The following is a 23873-nucleotide window of genomic DNA, read 5'->3' as shown; positions in this document are numbered from 1 at the left end:
CATGCCACCATCAGATTTCCGATACCGTGAGAGCAAGGGGCTTAAATTGAGACCAATGGCTCCTGAAATCGAATCCGAATCAATCAATCCTTCTGGTGGAATAGATGGGTCCATGACAAAAGCCGGATCTCCCATCTGGTGAGTACGGTCACCCAGATTGATTTTTCGCAAATAATCAAGCGTTTCTGGTTCTCTTACCAGAATCAATCTTATATGATTGCGAATATGCTTAATCAACCATTTTTCTTCTTGTGGACGGGAATTAAATGGTCCGACAGATGCTCCCCACAGAACTACCGATATTCCTTTTTTTGAAAGAGTTGCATCAATCGCTGCATGTTTCAACGGGAATCCATAATCTAAAGTATAGTTATCTCCACCGATCTGCAGCGCCACGTCGCAATCATCAACACAATTCTCTATCATTTTTTGAAAACTGTTGTAGTAAACATATCCCAAATCATGGAATGCGATTTTTCTTCCGATTTGAGATAATATCCAAGTCCAAGAATAGCGTTTATCTTCAGGCATCCACGGAATCGGACAATGAGTTATATTATGTGTCATATTAGCAAGATTTAAGCCACTATTATAATCGTCTTGATTTGTATTTCTCGCAAAGTAATAGTTCTTGACACAAGCATTGTTAAAACTATTTTCTATTATCTTGAGAGTGCCTTCAACTATCGCCTCACAACCACGATTGAGAAAGGGGCCGTTACCAATAAGTATGATTTTCTCTGTTGACATACTCTTCTCTCAACCGTTGAGCAAATGCCATAATCGGCTTTTTGCTCTCTCCATTAAATTCCAAAACATTTGAATATGTGCGATGTGCCTCTCGAAAGACTTCAAATCGCTCTGGATATTATGCTGGGTAAACGATCTTACCTTGCTCTTTACAGCGGCTTCCCATTTGTAGTCAAATCGTATCTTCTTTTCTAACAATCTTAAATCAGGTAACCGTTTGTACCTTACATGCCGTTTTGAAGCGATAATATAAGCCAAAACGCGTTTTTGATGTATTAATCCTATTTGACTCTCTCGTACTCTAATGTGTTCTATATGAAGCAGTTTTAGAGATGTGGAATTTGTCGCTTCCTTTAAACAATCCAGAAGTTTATTTTCACGGATAATCAGTAGGCTGTTACCACGTGAATCCTGTATATATTCGGGAAGCCACGCGTCCATAAAAGTAGCATCTGCACATTCAGAAAATACATCATCACAATAGTCACACGTTTCCAATGTAAACCAACGCTCTTTCCATAGACGTGCTATACCTTTTGACCATCCAATTTCTAATTTTTGACCGTCATCCCATATTAACCGGAAAGCGAAATCGCTGGCAGGATACTCTGACCTCTTGCAGCGAAAGAATATACTCGCCAGATCTGTTCGTTTATCGTATTTTAAACATAAATAATTAATGAAGTGCCTGCTCTTCATTTGCCCACAAACCAAGCCGAGAACAAAACGGATTCGTGATTTCAGTCCAGGAATATTGTGCATTGCCAGTCTTAAGGCTCTGGCCATGCATGGTAAAGCCACAACAGCGTAACGCCCTTCCAGAGTCATAATTTTTTTAAGAGCGCGGCTGATCTCTACTGGTTGATAACAAGAACCAGAGCAAGCTTTTATCTCGTCACTGGTGCGGCAAACCTTGAAATCAAACAACGTTGGGGATTTAGAGTCAGATCCGACACACACGGCCCCGTCAATTTCTCCTTTAGCCAAAAGAGCTTCAAGCAACCAAGTGACGAGACCTCCAGATGCACTATTTAAGCGGTGTGTTTCAGAATACCCAGCAAAAGTATCTAAATAATATCCCATTACATCATCATGTTTGATATCAATCACTGAAGAGAACAATCCGTTTGTTATATTCAGTGTATCCGGATTATCTGGCACAAAGGGGCACACTTTCTCGCACATTCCACAGGCTTTATTGCATTGTTCAAAACCAAAAGATGGCTGGTAATATCCTTCTTTTGGTGAAAATACCATCTGTATTCGCCCCTTAGGACAAACCATTGCACAGAGACCGCAGCCAACACACAAGTGGTTCATGCGATTTCCTCTGTTGTAATCATAGTTGTTTTTACATTAGACCGACTAAACATCTGTTTTAGAATATTTGCTATCTCTCCAAACGAAGGATCAATCCACGGTCGCCCGATAATGACCAGCAAAATATAGGTTCCAAGTAAAACCAACATTGAGAAAATGAGACCGGCTAATTGATTATCAATCTGGAGGAAAGAATGACTCCAAGTTGTGAAGCCTACTGACCCGATGCAAGCAATGCCAGGAACAACCAAATGCCTAAGCACTTGCTTAAACCTCAGGGAGAGAAGCCTGGCTACAATCTGGTAGCGGACCAATTGCGCCAATATACCAATAGCAGCCATTAGGATAGCTACACCTTTGGCTCCTTTCCAACTAACCATTGGATAAATACCTACAAAAAGCAATATGGTCATTAGACCAATAGTCTTTGTCCAAAGTTTTGGTCGATTCAATGCATAGAATAAACCGTTTAATGTTCCTGAGAACATTGCACATAGGCCCCATACGGTTAGCCACGGAACAAAGACAAGCGATGGCATCCATTTTTCACCCAACACAAGAGAGAACAAATCCTTCGAACAACTGCAAATCAATCCAGCCATCGCGAATGTGACAAGGGATACAAAACCAAATGCAAACCTGAATGATGAATTCAAACGCTTCTTATCCTCTTGCAGTTGGCTGAACATTGGGAAACTCAGTTGTGAGATTACTCCACCCATCTCTTGGGTGGCGGTCGTGCAGATAAGAAAGGCCATCTGATAAAGAGCCAATTCCTTTACATCAAGCATGCGGCCGATCAACCATTCACCTGTTCGAACGAATGCGTATGAACTTATACAACTCACAAAAACCCAAAATCCAAAAATGTGTAACTCCTTCAGTGGTTTCCAATAAAGAGAATATCTCAAATCCATACGACGGGATAATAAACTGGCTCCAACCGTCGTTATTACTGCTCCACTCAAGCTAGACCAGACCAATGCCCAAGCATCAGGATGGATATACGCCATGACGATGCCGACGATAAGACTGATTACCGCAGCAGTAACCTGCAAAACGACTACGGGTTTGAAAGAAAGGTTTTTTTGTGCAATTGTAATATAAAGCGGTTCCATTCCTCTGATGATTGGAAGAATGGACATAACTTGAAGTATTTCAAGTGAATTCGGACTATTAAAAAAAGTTGAAATCCATGGTGCAACCAGATAGAATGCTCCACCCAGCAACAATCCACGAATTCCCTGTACAGTTCTTACCGGTGTGATATGAACTGAAATATCACCTCGATACTGTATCATAGCCTGACGCAAGCCAGTTTCTGATATTTGTTCAAGAGTGGTTATCGCAAGTGTTGCTATCGCGAAGACCCCCATTTCCTTTGGACCCAGCCACCTTGCAATAGTTAAAATACGGATAATATCAAAAGCACGCTGACAAAGCCGTGCTCCTCCCAAAACGGTGGCACTTCCAACAACACGCCTACCCAAAACATTAGCAGCACTTCCTGTCTCATTTAACACTCTCAAATACCTTCCCCTCTCTTATTCTTCTCATCTGAACCCTTCGGTATTGCTATTATTCCCAAAGCATAGCTGTTATTTGGATCAATATTGATAATTTTTATACAGTACTCTCTTGCCCTCTCCATCTGCCCGGTCTGATCGTATATACTTGCGATCTTTCTCAAAACACTTACTCTGTCCGGTTTCAGCACCTCAACCCGACGCAACTCTTTCAAGGCCTCGTAATACCTTTTCTCTCCCAGATAGGAGTCCGCCAGAAGCTCCAGGTACGAGACATTGTTAACGTCCCGGCTCAGGGCCGCCTCGATCTCCTGCCTCATCCGGCTGTAATCCTTCTTCCGGCTCAGATAAAGCGCATACTCGTAGCGCAGCGGCCCGTCCTCGCTGCCCAGCGCCAATCCCAAACCCTGGTTGAACAGCGCCTCGACCTCCGTGTCACGGCCCTGGCTCGCAAGCAGTGTGGCCAGCATCCGGTAGCATTGCAATTCGGGAGGCCTCTTCTTGATCCCGACCCGGTAGCTGCTCTCGGCGCTGTCCGGCATCCCGAGGGCTTGGTAGTCGCGCCCGGACAGATAAAAATACGGGTTCCCCCACTTGGTTTCGGCGTTGCACAGTCGAAGTTCGGCCAGCGATTGGGATTGGAGCCCCTGATTGAAAAAGTGCTGCGCCAGGATAAAATGCCCCTGACTGTATCCCTCCGGTGTCAGCCGGGACAGGAGCTCCGGGTCCTGGCTTTTCCCCCAGACACGGCGCAGACGCTGTCCGATGAAAGACGGGTAGATTTCCAGGCCCTCCCGGGAGACTGCAACCGCCTCCTCCAGCCTTCCGCGCTCCAGCAGGAAATCGCTCAGGTAGAAAAAACAGGCTGGGTTGCGCGGGTCGGCAGCCAGCGCGCCGCGGAAACACCTCTCGGCCTCGGCCGAGTCCCCACGCGCCGCCTCCAGGAGAGCTTTCCCGATCCAGTACTCGCTCGAGGCCGGGTTGAGCGAAAGCGCCCTTTCCATGTATCTCCTGGCCTCTCCCAGGAAAAACGTCATATCGTTCTGACTTGCGGCCAATGCGTAATTCTGTCCGGCCCGGAAAGCATAGCCCGCATCGCCCGGCACCAGGTCGGAAGCTGTCCGGTAAAGGGCCGCCACCTCCAGTGGGGCGAGCTGCTGCCGACTGTCGACAGTCTCGCGCGCCAGAAGACCGGCCTGAAGGCCCGGCACGGCCAGCCAGCTTCCGGCAAGGCAGAAACACGCCAGCGCAAGCACAACCCAGCGCAGGGACAGGGAGTGACCGTCCCGCACCCGGCGGCTCTTGTGAAGTGAGAGCGCCCGCCGGCTGAAAAGAGCGGCCAAGCTCACGAACAGCAGGGCGTTGGCTTGGAGCTGAAGGTTGAAATCCGCCACGCTGTGCAGGACGAGGGCCAGTATCCCCACTCCCAGCCCCAGGCTGAGGTAATCCCGGGGTTCCCAGGCTTTGAACAGCAGTCGGCCCAGGCCGGACAGGAAAGAACCCAGACCGGCCAGCACCAGCAGGACCCCGGCCAGACCGTACTCCACCCAGAGTTGCAGGTAGTCGTTGTGGGCGTAGTCGAAGAACATGGCCAGGCCGCTCTCGCGAAAACGCGGGTAGACACTGGCGAAATTCCCGGGGCCGTAACCGGCCAGGGGCCGCTCCCGGATCGCCGCAAGCGCCGAGCGCCAGGCCGTGGTCCGCGAGTTCAGGGTGAGCATGGTCCGCTCGTCCCCCAGGGTCTTGAGGCGTGCCTCCACCCGGTCGGTCTGCAGGACCCAGAGGTAGCCCAGGGTGAAAATGACCAGCACCAGCACCGGTGAAAACGACAGCCGCTCCCGGCTCCTGGCCAGATAGACCAGGGCCGGAACGCCCGCCGCAGCCAGCAGGCTCAGGATGCCGCCGCGCGAGAGCGAAAACAGCAGTGCCACGAAGATCAACACCAGCCCGGCCCCCAGCAGGACGCCGAACTCGATGCGCGAGCGGCCCCAGTTGGCGGCGAAAAGCCCGGCCCCCGCGGCCAGGGTCAGTTCCAGACAGCCGGCGAAATGGTTGTGGTTGACATAGGGCGCGGTCGCCCCGACCGACTCGTTGCCCAGACGGGAAAGCAGGCCCTGGGAGACGGCGAAATAGCGGATCAGGCCCCAGCCGGCCACCAGTACTCCCAATAGAGTCAGGGTCAGGACGAGCCGTTTCTGGTCCGCCTCCCTGACGAAACGGCTGTACACGAAAAAGGCGACCAGAAGGTAATCGTTGAGCTTGAGCAGGCTCTCCAGGCTGGCCTGACGATAGATGGAGAACCAGCCCCAGGAGACCATCCCCCAGAGCAGCAGGGCCAGCAGGAGCCAGCACAGGAGCGGCAGGCGCACCCACCTTTCCCCAGAGGCCAGGAGGCCTGCGGCAGACAGCAGCGCAACTGCGCAGACCATCAGGTGGCTCATCGACAGAGACCAGGCCTCGACCGCCCCGTGGCTGAAGACCGCAAACAGAAGCAGGGCGTAGAAGAGTCCCTCCGCAGTCCAGCCCAGGAGCCGGGGAAGTGTATTTTCAGGGTTCGGCGGCATGCGTTTCCTTAGCTTTAGTCCAAATAAGGCTCAGACCGTGACTTCTTCCTTCTGCTTCTCTGCGGAGCGCTTTTTACGGTGGGTGCGTTTCTTCCGGTCACCCGTGGCGCTGTCCTCGTAGTAGTAGTACGAGTAGTAGTAATAGCCCTCTTCCTCGTGGGCGATCTTGTTCAGGACCAGGCCGAGGATCCTGATGCCGGCCTTTTCAAGCTGGGTCTGGGCCTGGCGCAGCACCTGGCGGTCGGTGGTGCGCGGGTCGATCACCAGCAGCACGCTGTCGCAGAAAGTGGCTATGAGCGCCGCATCGATGACCGTGGCCACGGGCGGGCTGTCGATGATGATCCGGTCGTAGCGGCCGGCCAGTTCCTTGATGAGAGCTCCGAAGCGCGAGTTCTCGATGAGCTCGGCGGGCTGGGCCGGCAGGGGGCCGCAGTTGAGCACGTCCAGGCCGGCGGTCAGCTCCGGGTGGATGAACGAGAAATCCGGCATTTCCTCGACCATCATGTTGGTCAGACCGCGCTTGTTCTCCAGGCCGAATATCTTGTGCACGCGCGGCTTGCGTAGGTCGGCGTCCACCAACAGCACCCGCTCGCCGGCCGCGGCCAGGTTCAGGGCCAGACGGCTGGAGACAGTGGTCTTGCCCTCGCCCGGGCAACTACTGGTGACCAGAAGTATCCTGGACTTCTGCTTCAGGTCGGAGAACTTGATGTTGGCCCTGAGCACCCGGAAAAGCTCATGCTCCTTGCGGTAATCCCTGTCCCCGAAATAAGTCCGGTAATCGAAGGCGCCCTTGTCCGCCACGCTCTGCAGGCTGATCGAGGAGAGCACGGGCAGGCCGGTCAGGGCCTCTATCTCCTCCTTGGACTTGAGCGAGCGGTCCAGGTACTCGACCAGGAAAGTGCTCCCCACCCCGAGGCTGAGCCCCAGCAGCACGCCTATCAGGAGGACCAGCCTTTTCTTTGGTTTGTCCGGCAGCATCGGCGGCACGGCGGACTCCACCACCTTGATGTCGCCCTCGCCCAGGCCCTGGGACAGGTCCACCTCCTGCATCTTCTTGATGAACAGGTTGTAAAGCTCCTTGTTCGTGTCGACCTGGCGCTTGAGGATGTCGTGCCGGACTGCCTTACGCCGGGCCTCGATAATCTTGTTGGTCAGGAGGTTGCGCTCGGATTCCAGGCGGACTTTCTCCTGGGCGTACTCGCGCTCCAGGGAAGCGACTTTGGCGTCCGCCTGCTGGACCTTGGGGTGCTTGCCCTTGTAGCGCTGCAGAATGTCGTCGCGCTCAAGCTTGGCCTGGATCAGGCGGGCGTGTATGTCGTCGAGCAGTGTCTCGTCCGGGGCCTTGAACAGGTCGGTTTTAAGCTCGCTCTCCAGGCCGGTGCCGTCCGAGACGAAAGTGATCCGTTCGGCGCTGATGTAGTCCAGCAGCTCCTGCTGCGACTGCTTGACCTTGTATTCCAGGTCCAGCAGCTGCTGGTTGAGCCAGGAGGCGGTGTTGCGCGAGGACTCCAGCTGACGGGTCCGGTAGGCGTTCATGTAGACCGAGACGAGCGTGTTGGCAAGAAGCGCCGCCGTATCGGGCGAGGCCGAGGCGGCCTTGACCTCCAGAAGGCGGGTGTTGCGCAGGCGCGAGCATACGACCCGCCCTTTCAGGCCGTTCAGGGTCCGCTCGTATTCCGGGCTCCCTTTGCCCTCCGGGCAGAGCCGCAGGCTCTGGATCACCCCGTCGTAGACCGGGTCGCCCTTCAGGATCTGAAGCTCGGTCTCGAAGCGCAACTGGTCGCTGAAAATGCTCTGGGCCAGCTCCGCCCCCATCACCGTGCGGGAGAGGTCCTCGGTGATCAGAATACGGGAGACGGCCTCGTAGATCGGTGTGGCGGTGAATAGATACAGAAGCGTCCCGGCAACGATGACCGAGAAAACGGTCAGGCCCAGGTTGAGGTGCTTGCGCACCACTTTCCAGTAGTCCAGCAGGTGGATGTTCTCGATCCGGCTTTCTTCTTGTTCGTTGTACATGACCCCTATCCCGTGCAAGGGTTAGAACAGGCTCTGCGGAACCACCACCAGGTCGCCCGGGTCGAGCAGCATGTCCTCTTCCAGACTGCCGCTCTTGACCAGGTCGTCCAGCCTGGCGATCAGGACTTTCTGCTTGTCTCCCACTTTCTTTATGACCTTGACCTTGTTCTTGGCTGCGTACTCGGTGAACCCGCCGGCTTCGAGGATCGCGTTCAGGACAGTCAGACCCAGGCGGTAATCGTAGTTGCCGGGCTTTTTCACCTCGCCCATGATGTTGACGAAGCGGCCCTCGGTCCGGAACTGCCCGCCGCTGGCATTGGCCACGTACAGGATGTCCCCATTTTGCACCTGCACGTTCTGGCTCTGGTCGCCGCTCAGCAGTTCCTTGAGGTTGATGTGTATCTGCTCGAAATCCTCGGCCGAGGCGGAGTCGCTTCCGCCGTGAGAGCCGCCCGCGGAGCGCAGGATGACGATCTCCTCCGAGGCGTCCCGGGTGGTGCCGCCGGATTCCAGCAGAAGGTTCAGCACCCCGGTGCGCTCCTTGAGGTAATAGACCCCCGGCTTGGCCACCTCGCCCTGGACATAGACTTTCTTGCTCTGGTAGCTCTCCACGCTGACTGTCACCACCGGGTTGACCAGGTAGTCCTGGCTCAGTTTCAGCACCAGGTACTGGTCGAGTTCCTCGACGGTCAGGCCTTTGACCGGCAGGTTGCCCAGGAAAGGGTAGCTGATGTTGCCGGCCGAGGAGACCTGGAAACTGCCGGTCAGGTCCGGCTCATCCAGGACCGTGATGTGCAGGATGTCCCCCACCCCCAGAACGTAGGCATCCGAACCTGAGGGCTCACCGGCCGCAACAGTCAGAACAGGGGTTGCGAGGCTGCACAGGATCAGGCAGACAACCAGGCGGATACATTGCCCAGTCCGGCGCGACAATCCAGGCCGATCGAGGGAAATTCTCATGATCCGGCGCTCCATCCGGCCCGCAGCGGACCTTATCCGAGAGTACACTCTAAACATTCAGCCTCACTCCCAGGCAACTGTTAAGGAGTTCGCACCCCTTGAATGAGGCCTTTCCGATTTCCGGCATATCATCCAGAAGAGTGTAGGCGCAGCCGACCTCATCCGGCACATGGGCGTCGCTGCCCGAAAGCCCCGGTTTCTGTAGCCGCAGGGCCAGCACCTGCGCCAGATAGTTTTGGACCTTGCTGCTGCGGCCGTTGTAGATCTCGACTGCATCCACCGCCTCCAGCACGTCACGGGAGGGCTCACCGGCCCGGTATGGGTGGGCCAGGACGCTCACGCCGCCCATGTCTTTTATCTCCGCGATGACATCGAGTGCACGGCTTGAACGGATCTCCCGCTCCAGAAAAAGCCCCAGGATATCGCCCGCCTCGGTCGTTATCTCACAGCCTACCACCACCTGAAGCCCGGCGCCACTGGAGGCGACCTGCTCACGCAGCCTCAGGCTGCCTTCCAGAGTGCCGTGGTCGGTCACGGCCACGATATCGAGGCCCCGCCGGACAGCCTGCCTGGCGATCTCTTCCAGCTTCAGACGGCAGTCGAAGGAGTACTCGGAGTGGATGTGCAGATCGGCCTTCAGTTCCATAATGTTCCCTTGCAGTTCCGGTCGATGGAGAGGCGGTTCTCCAACTCCCTCAGTTGAGGGCAAAGAAGTAGTAGCGTAGCCCGGTGTTCAGGCGGAAATTGGCGAAATCGTTCGGCCGGAACTCCCCGGCGTTGACCACATAGTTGAGGTTCACCATCGGCTGCAGGTCCCGCGAGATGCGATAGGTGATCTGTAACTCGGAGCCGAGGATGTAATCGTTCAGCCGCTGCTCCACCTGGTCCAGGGACAGGCTCCTGGAGTAGAGCGCCCCGGACAGCTCGACCCGACGGCTCAACTCGTGGTTGGCCCGGACAGCGACCTCGGTCAAGGTGTACAGGTTGGCGCTGATGTCGGACAGCAGCCGCCGGCTGACGGACAGGGCCAGGCTCGTGCGCGGGATCCGGTCGAAACTCACCCCGGCCTCCAGGTAGGCCCGGGCGTTGCCCGCTCTCAGGCCTGGCCCGGGGTTCCGCAGTTTCAGGTCCTCCACCCCGGCCGCCCCGAAAAGAGAGGTGCGCGGGGTGATGGCATAGTCAGCCTCCAGCACCAGGCTGGAATTACGCCGCCGGATGCCGCCCTCGTAGTTCTGGTTCTGCACGGCGAAACGCAGGGCCAGGTCCAGCCGCTTGCTCCAGGTGTAAAGCAACTTGCCGGAAGCCCCGTGCTGGAACACATCCCGCCCGTATTTCCGGTCGGTCTGCATGTCGCTCGCGCCGTAGGAGGCCTCCAGCTGCAGCCGGCTGTTCAGCCGCCGGAAATAGTGCTGGCCCAGCCCGACAGTGCGGGTCAGGACGCTGTTGATCGCCGGGGGCCGGAAAAAACCGCCTACGTTCAAGGCCGAGGTCAGCACCCCTCCACCCTTGGTCAGGTCGATGGGCCGCTCGCTGAGGTCGCCGAAGAACTGCAGGCTCAGGTCACGGTGCCAGTTCCAGTCAGACCCGAGACGCGTGTAGTGCAGGGCGTTCTTGGTCCTGTCCCCGCCCGCACTGTACCAGCTGTAATCGCCCGTGTAGTCCAGGTTCACGCTGAGCCGCCGCGTGCGGTAGTCCAGGTCGAAATGCGGCACCAGGTGCTGGCTGAAAACCGCCTGGGTGTCCGTGCTGTCCAGAAAAAGGTTGTCATTGTAGCCCAGCAGAGTCCCCACATAGAAATTGGAGCTTATTCCGGCCGTTTTTGCCGCCGGGACCTGGAAAGCCGCCTGGAGACGGTCCGCCGGGACCACCGCGGCCAGCGCCAGAACAACTGTCAGAACCAGTATTCTTTTTATTCTTTCCGGCATTGTCATCTTTCAAGAAGTTCAAAACCGGCACAGAAGGCTCCGGGGAACATTACGGAACCCGGTTTTATTTTTCGCTCCCTGATTTACAAACTCTCCCGGCTCGCCGCTCCTCTTTCCAGGCTGAGGGCAATGTGTCGGGTCGTTGGATCGAGCAGAACGCCTGCGCCTCCCTCTCAGGGAGAGAAAGGCGCAGGCTTCGGGTCGGGAACCGCTATTTGAGAAGGATCATCTTACGCATCCTGGCAAAATCCCCCGCCTCCATTCGATAGAAATAGACCCCTGAGGGCGCTGCCCGTCCCCGCTCGTCCCGGCCGTCCCAGGTGACCTGGTAACTTCCCGGATCGCGGGTCTCATTGACCAGGACCTTCAGCAATTGGCCTCTCAGGTTGTACACGCTCAGCCGGACCTGGACCTGCGGGCCCTCGGGCAGGCTGAAACTGATGCTGGTCGAGGGGTTGAACGGGTTCGGGCAGTTCTGCTCCAGGCTGAAAGCCCGCGGCAGGGCAGCCACGCCGTCGAGACTGACCCCGGCTTTGAGCGTCTGTCCCTCGGCGTTCAGGACGAGGATTTCCTGCAGCCTGACATGGCTCTCGTTCAGCCGTTCGCCCTTACCCAGCAGATAATCCACGTTGACCAGCGTCCCGCCTGCCAGGGGCGCCCCGTCCAGACTGAACACCAGCAGCGTGAGCCGGTCGCCCTCCCTGGAGGTTACGACCTGCCAGCCCTTGGCCGCCGGGGCGACTGTCACCTGGCCCAATCCAACCTCCGGCGAAACCTCCAGAACGATCCGGGCTACAGCCGCCTGCGCCGCCTCGTCGATCCGGACCCCGAAATCGTCCTTGTATTCGGGAGCCGTCTTCCCGGACGGGTTGAGCATCTGCTCCAATCCGGCGGGCTGGCCCGACAGGGCGGTCTGCACTTTGCCGGACAGCACTTTCAGCAGCACCAGAAGGTCCCAGATGTCGGTCTTGCCGTCACCGTTCACGTCCCGGTCTTCGTGGCTCGTCAGAGCCCGCAGCAGGACCAGCAGGTCGAAGACGTCCACCTTGCCGTTGCCGTCCAGGTCCGTCGGCCCCAACTCGCTCACGTTGAGCAGGTACCCCGAGACCTTCGGCTCGCGGGACACGTTGCCGTCACGGTCAATCGCCTCGACGTAGTATGAGATGTTGGCGCCAATCGGCTGGCCAGGAATTTCACCCTGGTAGACGCCGGAGACCTGTTCCATCCCGACGGTATCGGTCTGTTCGGCGATAGTGTAGATCAGGTCGACCCGCGCGATCCCGGTCAGATCGTCGGATATCTTGGCCAGGATTGTGTACGGCTCGGTCCTGGAGGTCACGAAGCTCTTGCTCTGGACCTCGACCGACGGCGGGGTATAATCCAGCACCGCACCGGCCGTGAAGTACTTGTAGCGCGGTCTGGGGACCGAACGCGGCAGATCGATCGGCCCGAAAGCGGACAGCGCTGTCCGGCTCGTATCCACTTCCAGAGGAATACTGAGCCTCACTCTGTTCAGCAGGGTGTCGACCACCCCTTCGAGCAGGACGAACTTGCCCAGCACGCTGTCCCAGGCGGCGATGGACATCCGGGTCCCGAAAGCGCCGTTCAGATCGGGGTCCTGGGTCACCAGGTCGCTGTCCTGGAAGGCGAAGCCGAGGTACAGGTAAATACTGTCGTTGACCCCCGGCCGGGCCTGCCCGGTCAGGCTGAAACCGCCCAGGTCCACACTCCAGCCGCGCCGGATGCTGAAGAACCCGGACTCACCCCCGGCGGAAAGCTGTATCGGGGTCACCGCCGCTGTCAGCTTGGACTTTCCGCCGCCGGAGGCCGCCACCGCCAGGAGTGAACTTCCACCGCCTTGCAGGTTTTTGATCACATCCTCGGTGAGCGGTCCGGAAATCTCGCTGACCTGAATGCTGCCGGTGGTGTTGTAGGTGCCGGAGCCGCTGTTAACCAGGGCCATCTGGATCCCTATCCCCTCCCGCATCTGCAAGGGGATCGAGTCCCCGGGCGAGACAGCCGCGGCGAGCTGGGTGCCGCCCAGGCCCACCGTATACGGCCGGATGATCGCGATGTCCTGGCCGACCCAGTCCGATCCCCCCCGTCCGTCGAAAGCCCGGAACAGGAAATACACTGCATCCACCGGCTGGCGGGCTGGCAGGAGCCTCGTATCGAAGGTGAACAGGTTGTTGACCAGCGTCGCCACTCCCGGCAACCCTGAGAAAGCGTAGGTGATCGGGTCGCCGTCCGGGTCGTAGGCGTTGATCTCGAACGATATGAGCATCCCTTCCTGGACGTAGCGCTCGCCGACAGGACGCAGCACGGGCGGACGGTTGACGTCCTCCACCTTGAAAGCTGCGTAGCGGCTGACCGTGAACACGCCGTCCGACACCTCGATCAGCACGAGGTAATCGCCGGCCTGGTCGTAATCCGGAGCGAACAGGATGCTCATTCCGTCCGGGCCCAGCGAGGCGTTGGCCGGCAGGTTCCTGACCGCTACCGCGAGCAGGTCGCCGCCGGGGTCCTCCACCTTTATCCCGACCCGGACCTGCTCACCCTCTTTCACGGTGAAGGTCTGGACATCGTTCACGTCAGCCGCCAGCCGGATACCTTCCTCCACGTGCCTGAATTTCATCCCGGCTGCGGCGAGCAGGGTCCCTCCAGCCAAGTCGAGCGTCGGCGGCAGATTCACGTCCTGGATGGTAATCGGCACTCTCAACTGATCCGAAAGACTCCCATCCGAGGCGGAGAACACCACCTGGTAGCTGCCGTTGCTGCGGTAGGTGGTGGCCCAGGAGAAACTGCCCGAGCCGTTGCCGTTATCGCTGAAAGTCGCACCCGCGGGCAGGCCGGATGCGCTCAGGGTGACAGGGTTGCCGTCCGGGTCGCTGGCGCTCACCTGGAAGCCCAGGACCTGGCCCTCGGCGGCCGACTGCGGCCCGGGGTCGGACAGCATCGGCGGCCGGTTGACCGACCCGACCGTGATGGAGACCGAGCGGCTGTCCGAAAGACCGGCCGGGTCGGCGGCGCTGAAGCTGACACTGTAGTTGCCCGCCGATCCAGCCGCAGGCATCCAGCGGAAAATTCCCACCGCCGCGTCAAAACTCGCGCCGGTGGGCAGGTTGCCCGCTGAATAGGTCAGCACGTCGCCGTTGCGGTCATCCGCCACGACCGAGAACTCCAGCAACCCGCCCTCACTTATCGCCAGGGGTGGTATCCGCCGCAGCTCGGGCGCCACGTTGAGCGCGCTGACGCTGATGTTGCAGGTCGCTTCGGCATACCCGCCCGAGGCATCCGTCACCCGGAAGGTGACCGGGAAGCTCTGGCCCGCCTGCTCCAGGCTCGGAGTAAAAGCGAAACGCCCTGCGGAGGTCAGGAACAGCGAGTTCATCGGCGAGTTCTGGACGGACAGGACCACCGGCTCTCCGCTGGCGTCGCTGCCGTCCACCTTGATGCTCAGCGTCTGTCCCACTGCCGCGGTCTGGCTTGGGGACACGCTGATCACAGGGGCGACATCCAGCTCGGTCACCGTTATCGTAACTGTCTCTTCATTGATGAAATCCCCGTCACTTGCTCTGAACACCACGTTGTAGCTACCTGCCTGCAGCATGGTCGGGGTGAAACTGAATGTGCCGCTGGCGCTCGACGCCCCGGGTGCGGAACTGAAAGCCGCCCCATTTGGCAGATTCCGGGCGGTCAGGGTGACAGTGCTGCCCGGGTCCGGGTCAGTGGCCGTTACAGTGAAGCTCAGGGCGCTGCCCTCCTCCACCGTTCTGTCGCCGACAGAAGCGAGGACCGGCGGGCTGTCGACAAAGCGCGCCGGATCCTTGACCGTGATCTTGATGTCTTTCTCGTCCTTGAGCCCGGCCGGGTCGGTGACTGCGAAAGAGACTCGGAAATTGCCGATCTGAGTGACTTCAGGCGTCCAGCGGAACGAGCGGTCCGCGGCGCTGAACACGGCCCCCTGCGGCAGGCCGGAAGCACTGAACACCAGGTCGGCCAGAGGGTCGTTGGGGTCGCTGGCGGAAAGGACTATCTCGGCCAGCTCACCCGCAGTCACCTCAAGATTGCTCAGGAAACCGAGAGCCGGCGGGAGATTGACCTGCAGCACCTGGATGCTGACCGTGACCGTGTCTGAGGCTCCCTTCGGGTCGATGGCAAAGAACCTGACAGTGTAAGAACCGGCCTGCCCAACCGCCGGTGAAAACGAAAAACGCCCGCTCTGCGGGTTGAATCCCGCGTTCTCCGGCAGGTTGTCGGCGGTCCGCACGAGGGGATCGCTGTCCGGATCGAAAGCGTTGACGAAGAAGCTCAGCTTCCCGGCCTCGGGTACGCTACGGTCAGGTATGCCGCTCAGCACCGGCGCCCGGTTGACGGCTTTGACTTCGATCTCGGCCGACACTTGATCGGTCAGCTTGCCGTCGCTCACCGTGAAAACCGGCTTGAAAACACCGCTCTGGCTGAGATCGGGGTTGAAGGAGAAAGTGCGGGTAGTGGAGTTGAAAGACGCATTGGCCGGGGCCTTGGTTATGCCGAACACCAGGTTGTCTCCGTCCGGGTCGCTGGCGTTCACCGTAAAGGAAAGGCTGCCGCCTGCGTTCAGGACATAGTTCTGCAGAGGCTCGAATTTCGGCGAAAGGTTGAGCTTGACTGTCGGAGAACTCACAGCGATCAGCACTGTCTGCACCGCGCTGCCGCCCCGTCCGTCCTCGACCTTGAAATTGACGCCGAACGTCCCCGGCGTGGCCGGGGTCCATTTCAGGATGTGCGACTGCGTATCGAACGCGGCTCCCAGCGCCGCTGCGCTGGACGAGCTGTAGACCAGGGGGTCGCCGTCAGGATCGTTGGCTGTGACGATCAGTTCGATCAGTTGCCCGACAGCGGCGGCGATATTGCCGGAGCGGACAAACTCCGGCGGACGGTTCACCGCCCTGACCGAGAGGGTCATCGATTTTTCCGAGGAAGCCCCCAGGAAATCCGTAGCCAGGAACGAGACATTGTAGCTGCCCGCCTGCTCCATGGTCGGAGAATATGTAAATGTCCCGTTGCCGGGGTTGAACACCGCACCCGGAGGCAGGTTGCGCGCGCCGAGGGTGAACTGGTCCCCCTCGGGATCGGAGGCGCTGACCACGAAAGTCAGGCTCTGGCCCGCCTGGACCTCGCGGTTGGAGACACCGCTGAGCACCGGGGCGCTGTTGAGACTGCGCACTACAGTTATCGCCACCGGAAGCGAGGCGGTCAACTGTCCGTCACTGGCGGTGAATGTCACGCTGTAGCTGCCGGCCTGCAGGTAGGTGGGCGTAAACTTGAAAGCCCCGGTAGAGCTGGTGAACGAAGCGCCTGCCGGGACCCCGCTCGCGGTCAGGATGACCTTGGATTGCTCCGGGTCGCTGGCGCTGACACTGAAGCTCAGGCTCTGGCCGGCCTCCACCACCTGCGCCCCGACCGGATCGATCAGCGGCGGGCGGTTGAGCACGATGTTGGGAGTGGTCACGGAAATGGAGATGTTACGGGTGACGCTCTCCCCCTTGCCGTCGCTCACGCTGAAAGTGGCCTGACGGGTGCCGGCGTCCTGGGCGCCCGGTATCCACCGCAGCACCCTGGTCTGCGCGTCAAACGCGGCCCCGGACGGGACTCTGGCGCTGAAAGTCAGCACGTCGTTGTCCGGGTCGCTGGCGCTAACCATCACCTCGAGCAGCTTGCCCACCTCGACGGTCTGGTTGCCCAGAGTTCCGAAAACCGGCGGACGGTTGAAGTCCTTGACCTGAATCTGGACGTTCTGGTTCGCGCTCAGCCCGTCCGCGTCGGAGACCTTGAAATTGACCGTGTAGGAGCCGGCCTGATCGTATGTCGGCTTGAAAGTGAACAGGCCGGTGGATGCGTCGAAAGTCGCCCCCTCCGGTATGCCGGTCGCGAAATACAGCAGCGGGTCGTTGTCCGGATCGCTGGCCAATACATTAATATCCAGCCGCCCCCCCTCGGAGACCGTACGGTTGCCCAGCGGCGCCATGGTCGGCGGATGGTTGGTTTTCAGTACGGTGATGGTGAATTTCTTTTCCGCGGTCAGGCTGCCGTCGCTTACAATAAGAGTCACATCGTGCGTGCCGACCTGGTCCGAGGTCGGCGTCCAGTTGAAAGAGCCGCTGCCTGCGCTGAAAGTGACCACAGAGCCGGCCGGGCGCACCGGGGTGCTCAAAGTGAGCGGGTTGCCGTCCGGGTCCGAGGCCGTGAAAGTTACGATCAGTGGCAGACCGGCGTTCACCTGCCTGTTCGTTACATCGGACAGGGCGGGAGGACGGTTCACCGAGCCCACCGTGATAGTGAGCGTCATCCGGCTGTTCCCGCCCTTGTCGTCCACGGCGCTGAAATCCACCCGGTAGTTACCCTGTGTCCCGGCGGCCGGGGTCCAGGAAAATCCACCGCTGGCCGGGTTGAAAGAGGCCCCCAGGCTCTGGAGGGGAGAGCCGGTGGCGGACAGGGTAACCGGGTCACCGTCAGGATCGGTCGCCTGCACCGTAAACTGAAGCGCCGCGCCGGTGTTGACCGACTGGGCAGCCAGGGGGGTGAATACCGGCGGTCTGTTCACCCCTACGGCCGTAACGGTGAACGTCTGGGTGCTTGTCGCCCCGCCGCCGCCGGTGGCCGTAACGGTCACGGTGGAGGCTCCGGCCTGGGTCGGAGTGAACGAGAACAGACCGGTCGCAGGATCGAAAGACGCACCAGAGGGCAGCCCGCTCAGGCTCAGGCTCACCGTGGACCGGCCGGCGGGGTCGGTTGCGGTGATCTGGAAAGCCAGGCGCTGGCCCACATTGACAGTCCGGTTACCGATGGTGGCGATAACCGGCGGCACCGAGGCCTGGGTCACCGTGATCTGTATTGTTTCCGTGGCCGCCAGTTGCCCGTCGCTGACCGTAAATGTCACCGGGTACGTTCCGGCCTGCCCCAGGACCGGGGCGAACCGGAACTGTCCAGAGTGCGTGGCCACGTTGTACGAGAATGTCGCACCCGTGGGCAGCGGCGTTGTGGTAATCAGAAGCTGAGCCCCGGCATCCGGGTCGCTGGCCGACACGTTGAATTCGAGGGTTTCACGCTCGACCACGGTCTTGCCGCCGATAGGGTTGAGCACGGGTGGACGGTTGACCGAACCTACGGTGACAGTGATACTCTTTGTCGCCACTCCGCCTTTACCGTCCGAGGCCGTGAATGTCAGGGTGAAATTCCCCTGTATCGCCTGGCTGGTGGCCCAGGAGAACTGGCCCGTCGCAGCGTTGAAAGAGGCCGCGGGAGTGGCGGTCAACGGCGCTCCGCTGGCGCTCAATGTCAGCGGGTCGCCGTCCGGGTCCGTGGCCGTAACAGTGAAAGAGACCACCTGTCCCTGGTTCACAGTCACGTTGTTCAACGTCCCGAGAACCGGGGGATGGTTCACGCCCGCAACTGTTATTGTGAAGCTTCGGCTTACCACTCCTCCGTGTCCGTCGCTCACCGTGACTGTCGCCTGGTAGATACCACCGATAGTGGCCGCAGTGGTCGACCAGGTGAACTGTCCGGTAGCGGTGTTGAAGACCGGGGCGGGAATTGCGCTCAGAACATTGCCGCTCAAGGCATAGGTGAGCTGGTCCCCGTTCGCATCGGTGGCCTGGGCCAGAATGCTGACCACATCACCTGCCGCGACACTGCGGTTCTGTATGGGGTTCAGAACCGGTGGAGTGTTTACCGGCGGAGGAGGCGGTGGGGGGACGGCGCCGGCGTTGACAGTTATTGTCAGGGTGTGGGTGTTGGAGTTCAAGCTCCCGTCAGTGGCCCAGAAAGTGATGCTCGCAGTCCCGGCGGCCGTGGGGGTCCAGCTGAACAAGCCAGTGCCGGAGTTCAGGCTTGCCCCAGCCGGCAAGTCGCTGGACTGATAACTTACCGGATCACTGTCCGGGTCCGTGGCGACAAACGTATAATTGACATTGCCACCAACAGTCACGGAGGTGGATGTGGGCACACCCTCGGTGCTGAGCACCGGGGCCTGATTGACATGCGCCTGGCTCACGCTGACACTGATCGTCTCGCTGTCTTCAATTCCGTGAATGTCCGTGGCCTTAAAAGTGATATTGAACGTACCGGTCGCGGACGGTGTCCAGCTGAACTCCCCGGTTTCAGTATTCAGAGTCGCGCCGGTCGGCAGGCCGGTCGCCGAAAAGACGATCCCGTCCCCGTCGGGGTCCGTGGCCTGGAGGCTGAATGTCAGCGGCGTGCCGGTCACTGCACTTTTATTCCCGATCTCCGACAGCACTGGCGCCCGGTTGATCGCAACGCTTCCGTTCTGTGTCGTGGCCTGGATGCCGCCCTCGTTGATGTTCAACCGGTTGAAACCCAGCGCTGTGCTTTGCCCTCCGGCGCCGACAACCGTGAAAGCTATCGTAGCCACGGTCCCACTGATCGTGGCCGGAGTTCCGACAGCCAGGGCCAGCTTGGCCAGACCGGCGCCGGAAAGGTTGCTCTGGAGGGAGAAACCGGCCGCGGACAGTTCACTCGCCAGCGAGGCGCTCGCCGGAGCGAGCACGGCCGGGTCGTAGCTGATCCAGACATCGATGCCTCTGACCCCGGTCACCGATGGCGCCGAAATATCGACCGAGACCGTTTCACCCGGGTTTGCCACCTTGATCGGGAGAGTGAAGCTCGTCGACTGGGAGACGAAACTGACTGTTCCGGAGGTCACGTTCGTGGGGAAATTCCCGCCGTTGACAAGGTTCTTGCTGAAACCTATGCTCGCCGTCCCGCTGGCTTGCAGGACCTTGAAGTACACGACAATCAGGTCTGACGCCGCCGTGATATTGACCGGGCTGGAGCCGGCCATGGCCACTCTGACCTCGCCTGAATTGGCGGTCGAGGAGGACAGGGAGAACGCCTGGAAAGAGGCTCCCCGGTTTACAGTGCCGGTCGGCTGCAACTTCGCCGGATCGTAAACGAGCCAGATATCCGCCGATGAGATGTCGTTGTAGGCGCCGATCTTGACCGGGATCCCGATCACCGATTGGTAGGCTGCGTTCGGATAATCCTGCACGGACAGGTTCACCGCCGGCAGCGCGGTAAAGGTGACAGTCCCGGACTGTGTGGTGGTGGTGAGGTTCGTCCCGTTCAGCAGGTTCTTGCTGAAGTCGACCGTGGTCGAGCCGCTGCCTGTCAGCACGTTGAAATAGACTGTGATAAGGTCCGATTCGCTGCCGACGTTGACCGGAGTGCTTCCGGCCATCGCCACCCGGACCTCGCTCGCGGCCTCGGTGGAGGACACGATGCTGAAATTGCCGAATTGGACGCCTTTGCTCACCGTCCCGGTCGGGCTCAGCTTCGTGTTGTCATAGGTCAGCCAGATGTCCGCGGAGGATACTCCGCTGGCCGGGCCGACTTTTACGACCACCCCGATGGTTGTCCCGTTCGCCGCCGCGGGTATGTCCACCACCCGCAGACTCACCTGCCCGTAGGCAAAACCGGTGAAAAGGAACACCGCCAGGAAGGTCGAAAGCTGCAGCAACTTCGATTTTATCAACATAGGAAGTCTCCTCTATCGTGGACCATTCAGGAATAATTACTTCAGGATGATCATCTTCCTGACCTGAGAGTATTTTCCTGCCTGTATCCGATAGAAATAGACCCCCGAGGCAACGCTGCGGCCGTCACTGCCACGGCCGTCCCAGTTCACGGAATAGGTCCCGGCCGCCTGGTCCCGGTCGACCAGACAGTTGACCAGTTGCCCACGCATGTTGAACACGGAGAGGTTCACCTTGAGCGGCTCCGCCCCCTCCGGGATGGTGTAGCTGATCGTGGTGGACGGGTTGAACGGGTTGGGCTGGTTCTGCGACAGGCTGAACGCCTTGGGCAGGTAAGCCGCATCGGCCTGGAGAGCCGAATAGACCGCGCTCTCGACATCCGCGATCTTATCCTCGATCATGACACTGTTTAGACCGAATATCGGCGCAACGCCTGTACCGAGAGGGACAAACCGGAGCGAGGCGATCACGCAGTCGGCCCGCAGGGGGATCCCGCCCGCCATGGCGATCCTGAGCCGGCCGGGTTCGGAATCGTTGACCGCGTACATGAAACCGGCGGCCTCGGCCGACAGCTCGAGCCCGTTGTACTTCACGAGACTCGGATCATAGGTGACCAGGTACTGGAACGCCCGGGGGCCCTTGTCCGATGAGCTGATGCCGGCCACTCTCACCTGGAGGCTCAGACTGCCGGACTGGACGCCGAGGTTGTCCAGGGCCAGGCGGAACGGCGACTCCACCGCTCCGGCGGAAGCCAGCAGGGTCGAGGTGGAGGGCAGACCGCCTGAGGTTTTCATGCTGTTGGTGATGTCGCCGCGCAGTACGAAATTCTTGGCTGCCGTGAAATTCATCGTTCCAGAATGGTCGTACAAAACGCGCAGAGTGTCTTTCAGCGATGCGCCGTCCAGCATGCTCAGATCGAAATAGATCGGCGGGTACTGCGAGCTGAGGCCGACACTGAAACGCAGTATCTCGGCCGCGATCTGGCTGTTGACGCTGCCGCCCGTGAAAGAGGTGCTCTTGGCGAGGTTGGCCGCCTGCAAGGCAATGGAGCCGGTCCCGTAATTCGGGGAATCCGTACCGAAAGGCGGAGACTTGACCGCCTGCTCCAGGATATAGGAGGCATCGGTCGAGGTTATTACAATGCCTTTCAAGGCGTTACTGAGAGCTGTGCTCACGGGGAAAGACATTATGAGGTTGGTGTCCAGCACGGCGTAGAATTCGGCGGCGCCGTTACTGGTGACCTTGTAGGCGGTGTCCCCGTCCTCGTTTTTCAGCACGACCGGAATGCGGGAAAGACTCGTGCTGCCCTCGCGGTCCTTGATCCCCGAGACAGAGACGACATAGGCCGCGTTGGCCAGGCCGCTCAACGCCGCAGCTACTTCACTCGGGTAGATGTCGGTGTTGGAGGTCAGGGGATAGCTGTACCAGGACCCGTCCGTGTTCTGATACTCAAGCAGGTACTTGCAACCGCGGTAAGCGCCGATGGAGCATCCAGGTTTTCTGAGAGCCGCGATGATGTAGCCGTTGCTCTGGACGTTACCGGCCGGCATGAAAGCCCCGTAATTGGCGCCCGCGGAGGTTTCCTGGGACGCAGTCAGGAAAACCGACAAGCCGCTGTCCCCCAGACCGGCCAGAGCCAGCAGGCCGCGGCTGAGCATGTTGCCGGTGCTGGTGCGGACCTGGGCGTTGGTCGAGCCAGCCCCGTTGACTTCCCAGCTTCCCCCCAGGCCGTTGTACGCAGTCCGGACGGCAGCAGCGTAAGCCGCGGCGTTGGTCTTGACCGCCCCGCCGGTCACTTTGCTGGAGCTGCCGATACTGCTTGCCGCCAGGTACAGCCAGGCGATGTCGTAGCCGGACAGTTCTTTTGCTCCCTGGGTTGTCCTGGCGGTGACTATTCTGTCCACCTCGTCGCTGGCCGCCGGTCTGGCCGACCGCAGCCTTTCGAAAAGGGTCGCGGCGATGTCCCCGTAGGTTGATGTCCCGGAGAAGCCGGACTCGGACACTTTCAGAAGGAACAATACATCGGTCATGAATGGCTTGGTGGTCCCGGAGATCGGGCCGCTTTTCACCGTGTAGTCGTTCACCATCTCGTCGGCCATCGACTTGATCGCGTTCTGTAAAGTCGTACTGTTGCCGGAATGGTCCCAGGCATAGAGCAGGGCCAGGCCGATCTCGCCGTAAGTGCTTCTGGCCGCGACTGTGCCGCCGGCCGAATAAGGCCAGGCCTTGGTCAACCCGCTGCCGCCGGTGGGCAAGGCGCCCTCGCTGAACGAGCCGCCGACATTCACGCGGGCGGCGAGCAAATAATCGACCGCCGCTTTGAGGGCCGCCTCATGGCTCATGGAATTGATTCCAGAGGCCAGATTGGGCATCTTCTGGTCTGACAGGGATTTGCTTTTCTGTAGCAACGCATCGAAACTCTGTTTCGTAAAGGCGACATGCTCGGCATTGTCATCCGGCAGCAGGGGGATAACAGCCGGCTGGGCGTTCAGGACCATCGGTGTGAAAGCGAAAACAAGCGCCGGCAACAGTTTCCTGACATAACGCAACATGGATCTACCTCCATTCAGGATTCAGGAAAGAAATCGACCCAAGCTCACCCTAATTCGGCAGTATCGGGCTTGCCGGCTTGGAGAAAATATTCCAGTAATCAGGGTTCGAGGGTCCGGGTCCGGGCGCGTATGCAGTCAGCGCCGCGGCCAGGCTGGCCACCGGGCTGGATACCGCAGCCAGGCCGGGACCGCTGTTCCCGCCACCCGTGATCTTGCTCTTCGTGCCGGAGGCGGTACTTTCAGCACCCGGCCGGGTGTCACTCCCTGAAGCACCGGTTTTGGAGGAGATGTAGTTCGCCAGACCATCCGTCAGGTTCTGCAGATTGCCATTCCTGGGCAGCAGAGCAAGCAGCTGGGAAAGATCGAGGCCGACTTTATCCTCGAGGAAAGCGAAGAACCGGTCGAATTCCGCCTGCTTCTTGTCGACTTTCTGCGAGTTCAGATAAATCAGGGCTTTTCCCAGAGTCCCCAGATAATCGCTTTCCGTAATCATCCGGTCGATCTTCCAACCGTCCTGGGGCACAATTTGGACTTTTTCGAGTAATTTGGTGAAATCCTGCACCTTTTCGAGCGGCTTGTTTGCATCCAGATTGAGGCCCCGGACCAGCACCACCGCCCAGTCGCCCTGCGTAATTTTCTGATATTTCACTCCATCTGCCGACATCAAGGAGGCTGGTAAGACAAACAACAGAGTAACGAGGATTGTTCTTAACATCTCGTACCTCCC

General features: G+C 59.1%; 11 protein-coding genes. All 11 read right to left on the bottom strand.

Translation table 11 applies throughout. The annotated features are described in order from the left end of the window. A partial coding sequence (locus LLH00_16915) for a polysaccharide pyruvyl transferase family protein (protein MCE5272961.1) occupies window positions 1-750 on the bottom strand: 750 nt, incomplete at its 3' end. Between the two features lie 9 nt (window positions 751-759). Beyond that, window positions 760-2070: a Coenzyme F420 hydrogenase/dehydrogenase, beta subunit C-terminal domain gene (locus tag LLH00_16910; protein ID MCE5272960.1), complete on the bottom strand. Its 1311-nt coding sequence runs from the start codon at window positions 2068-2070 to the stop codon at window positions 760-762. Beyond that, the gene (locus LLH00_16905) at window positions 2067-3593 is read right to left on the bottom strand and encodes an oligosaccharide flippase family protein (protein MCE5272959.1); all 1527 of its coding nucleotides are present in this window, start codon (window positions 3591-3593) and stop codon (window positions 2067-2069) included. Before LLH00_16905 ends, LLH00_16910 begins: the two co-directional genes overlap by 4 nt. Window positions 3594-3595: 2 nt before the next feature. Then, window positions 3596-6160: an O-antigen ligase family protein gene (locus LLH00_16900; protein MCE5272958.1), complete on the bottom strand. Its 2565-nt coding sequence runs from the start codon at window positions 6158-6160 to the stop codon at window positions 3596-3598. 30 nt (window positions 6161-6190) lie between these two features. After that, a complete protein-coding gene (locus LLH00_16895) occupies window positions 6191-8176 on the bottom strand; it encodes a polysaccharide biosynthesis tyrosine autokinase (protein ID MCE5272957.1) in 1986 nt (661 codons plus the stop codon). A gap of 21 nt (window positions 8177-8197) precedes the next feature. Further along, window positions 8198-9136 (bottom strand): polysaccharide export protein, encoded by a 939-nt coding sequence (locus LLH00_16890; protein MCE5272956.1) that lies wholly within the window; start codon window positions 9134-9136, stop codon window positions 8198-8200. A 49-nt stretch (window positions 9137-9185) separates the two neighbouring features. Next, window positions 9186-9782: a PHP domain-containing protein gene (locus LLH00_16885; protein MCE5272955.1), complete on the bottom strand. Its 597-nt coding sequence runs from the start codon at window positions 9780-9782 to the stop codon at window positions 9186-9188. Window positions 9783-9831: 49 nt separating this feature from the next. After that, window positions 9832-11061, bottom strand: coding sequence for a hypothetical protein (locus LLH00_16880; GenBank protein ID MCE5272954.1), 1230 nt, complete (start codon window positions 11059-11061; stop codon window positions 9832-9834). A 211-nt stretch (window positions 11062-11272) separates the two neighbouring features. Continuing rightward, window positions 11273-20596 (bottom strand): Ig-like domain-containing protein, encoded by a 9324-nt coding sequence (locus LLH00_16875; GenBank protein ID MCE5272953.1) that lies wholly within the window; start codon window positions 20594-20596, stop codon window positions 11273-11275. A 36-nt stretch (window positions 20597-20632) separates the two neighbouring features. Next, window positions 20633-23146: a T9SS type A sorting domain-containing protein gene (locus tag LLH00_16870; protein ID MCE5272952.1), complete on the bottom strand. Its 2514-nt coding sequence runs from the start codon at window positions 23144-23146 to the stop codon at window positions 20633-20635. A 49-nt stretch (window positions 23147-23195) separates the two neighbouring features. Next, window positions 23196-23861: a hypothetical protein gene (locus tag LLH00_16865; protein ID MCE5272951.1), complete on the bottom strand. Its 666-nt coding sequence runs from the start codon at window positions 23859-23861 to the stop codon at window positions 23196-23198. Between the last annotated feature and the right edge of the window lie 12 nt (window positions 23862-23873).

This window comes from bacterium, from assembly GCA_021372515.1.
Classification (GTDB): Bacteria; Gemmatimonadota; Glassbacteria; order GWA2-58-10; family GWA2-58-10; genus JAJFUG01.
Note: the sequence above shows the minus strand (reverse complement) of the source record. Positions and strands in the feature narration are given on the sequence as shown.

Coding starts and splice junctions, on each gene's coding strand:
- LLH00_16910 (MCE5272960.1), bottom strand. CDS start 2,070: ATGAACCACTTGTGTGTTGGCTGCGGTCTCTGTGCAATGGTTTGTCCT.
- LLH00_16900 (MCE5272958.1), bottom strand. CDS start 6,160: ATGCCGCCGAACCCTGAAAATACACTTCCCCGGCTCCTGGGCTGGACT.
- LLH00_16895 (MCE5272957.1), bottom strand. CDS start 8,176: ATGTACAACGAACAAGAAGAAAGCCGGATCGAGAACATCCACCTGCTG.
- LLH00_16890 (MCE5272956.1), bottom strand. CDS start 9,136: ATGAGAATTTCCCTCGATCGGCCTGGATTGTCGCGCCGGACTGGGCAA.
- LLH00_16885 (MCE5272955.1), bottom strand. CDS start 9,782: ATGGAACTGAAGGCCGATCTGCACATCCACTCCGAGTACTCCTTCGAC.
- LLH00_16880 (MCE5272954.1), bottom strand. CDS start 11,061: ATGCCGGAAAGAATAAAAAGAATACTGGTTCTGACAGTTGTTCTGGCG.
- LLH00_16875 (MCE5272953.1), bottom strand. CDS start 20,596: ATGTTGATAAAATCGAAGTTGCTGCAGCTTTCGACCTTCCTGGCGGTG.
- LLH00_16870 (MCE5272952.1), bottom strand. CDS start 23,146: ATGTTGCGTTATGTCAGGAAACTGTTGCCGGCGCTTGTTTTCGCTTTC.
- LLH00_16865 (MCE5272951.1), bottom strand. CDS start 23,861: ATGTTAAGAACAATCCTCGTTACTCTGTTGTTTGTCTTACCAGCCTCC.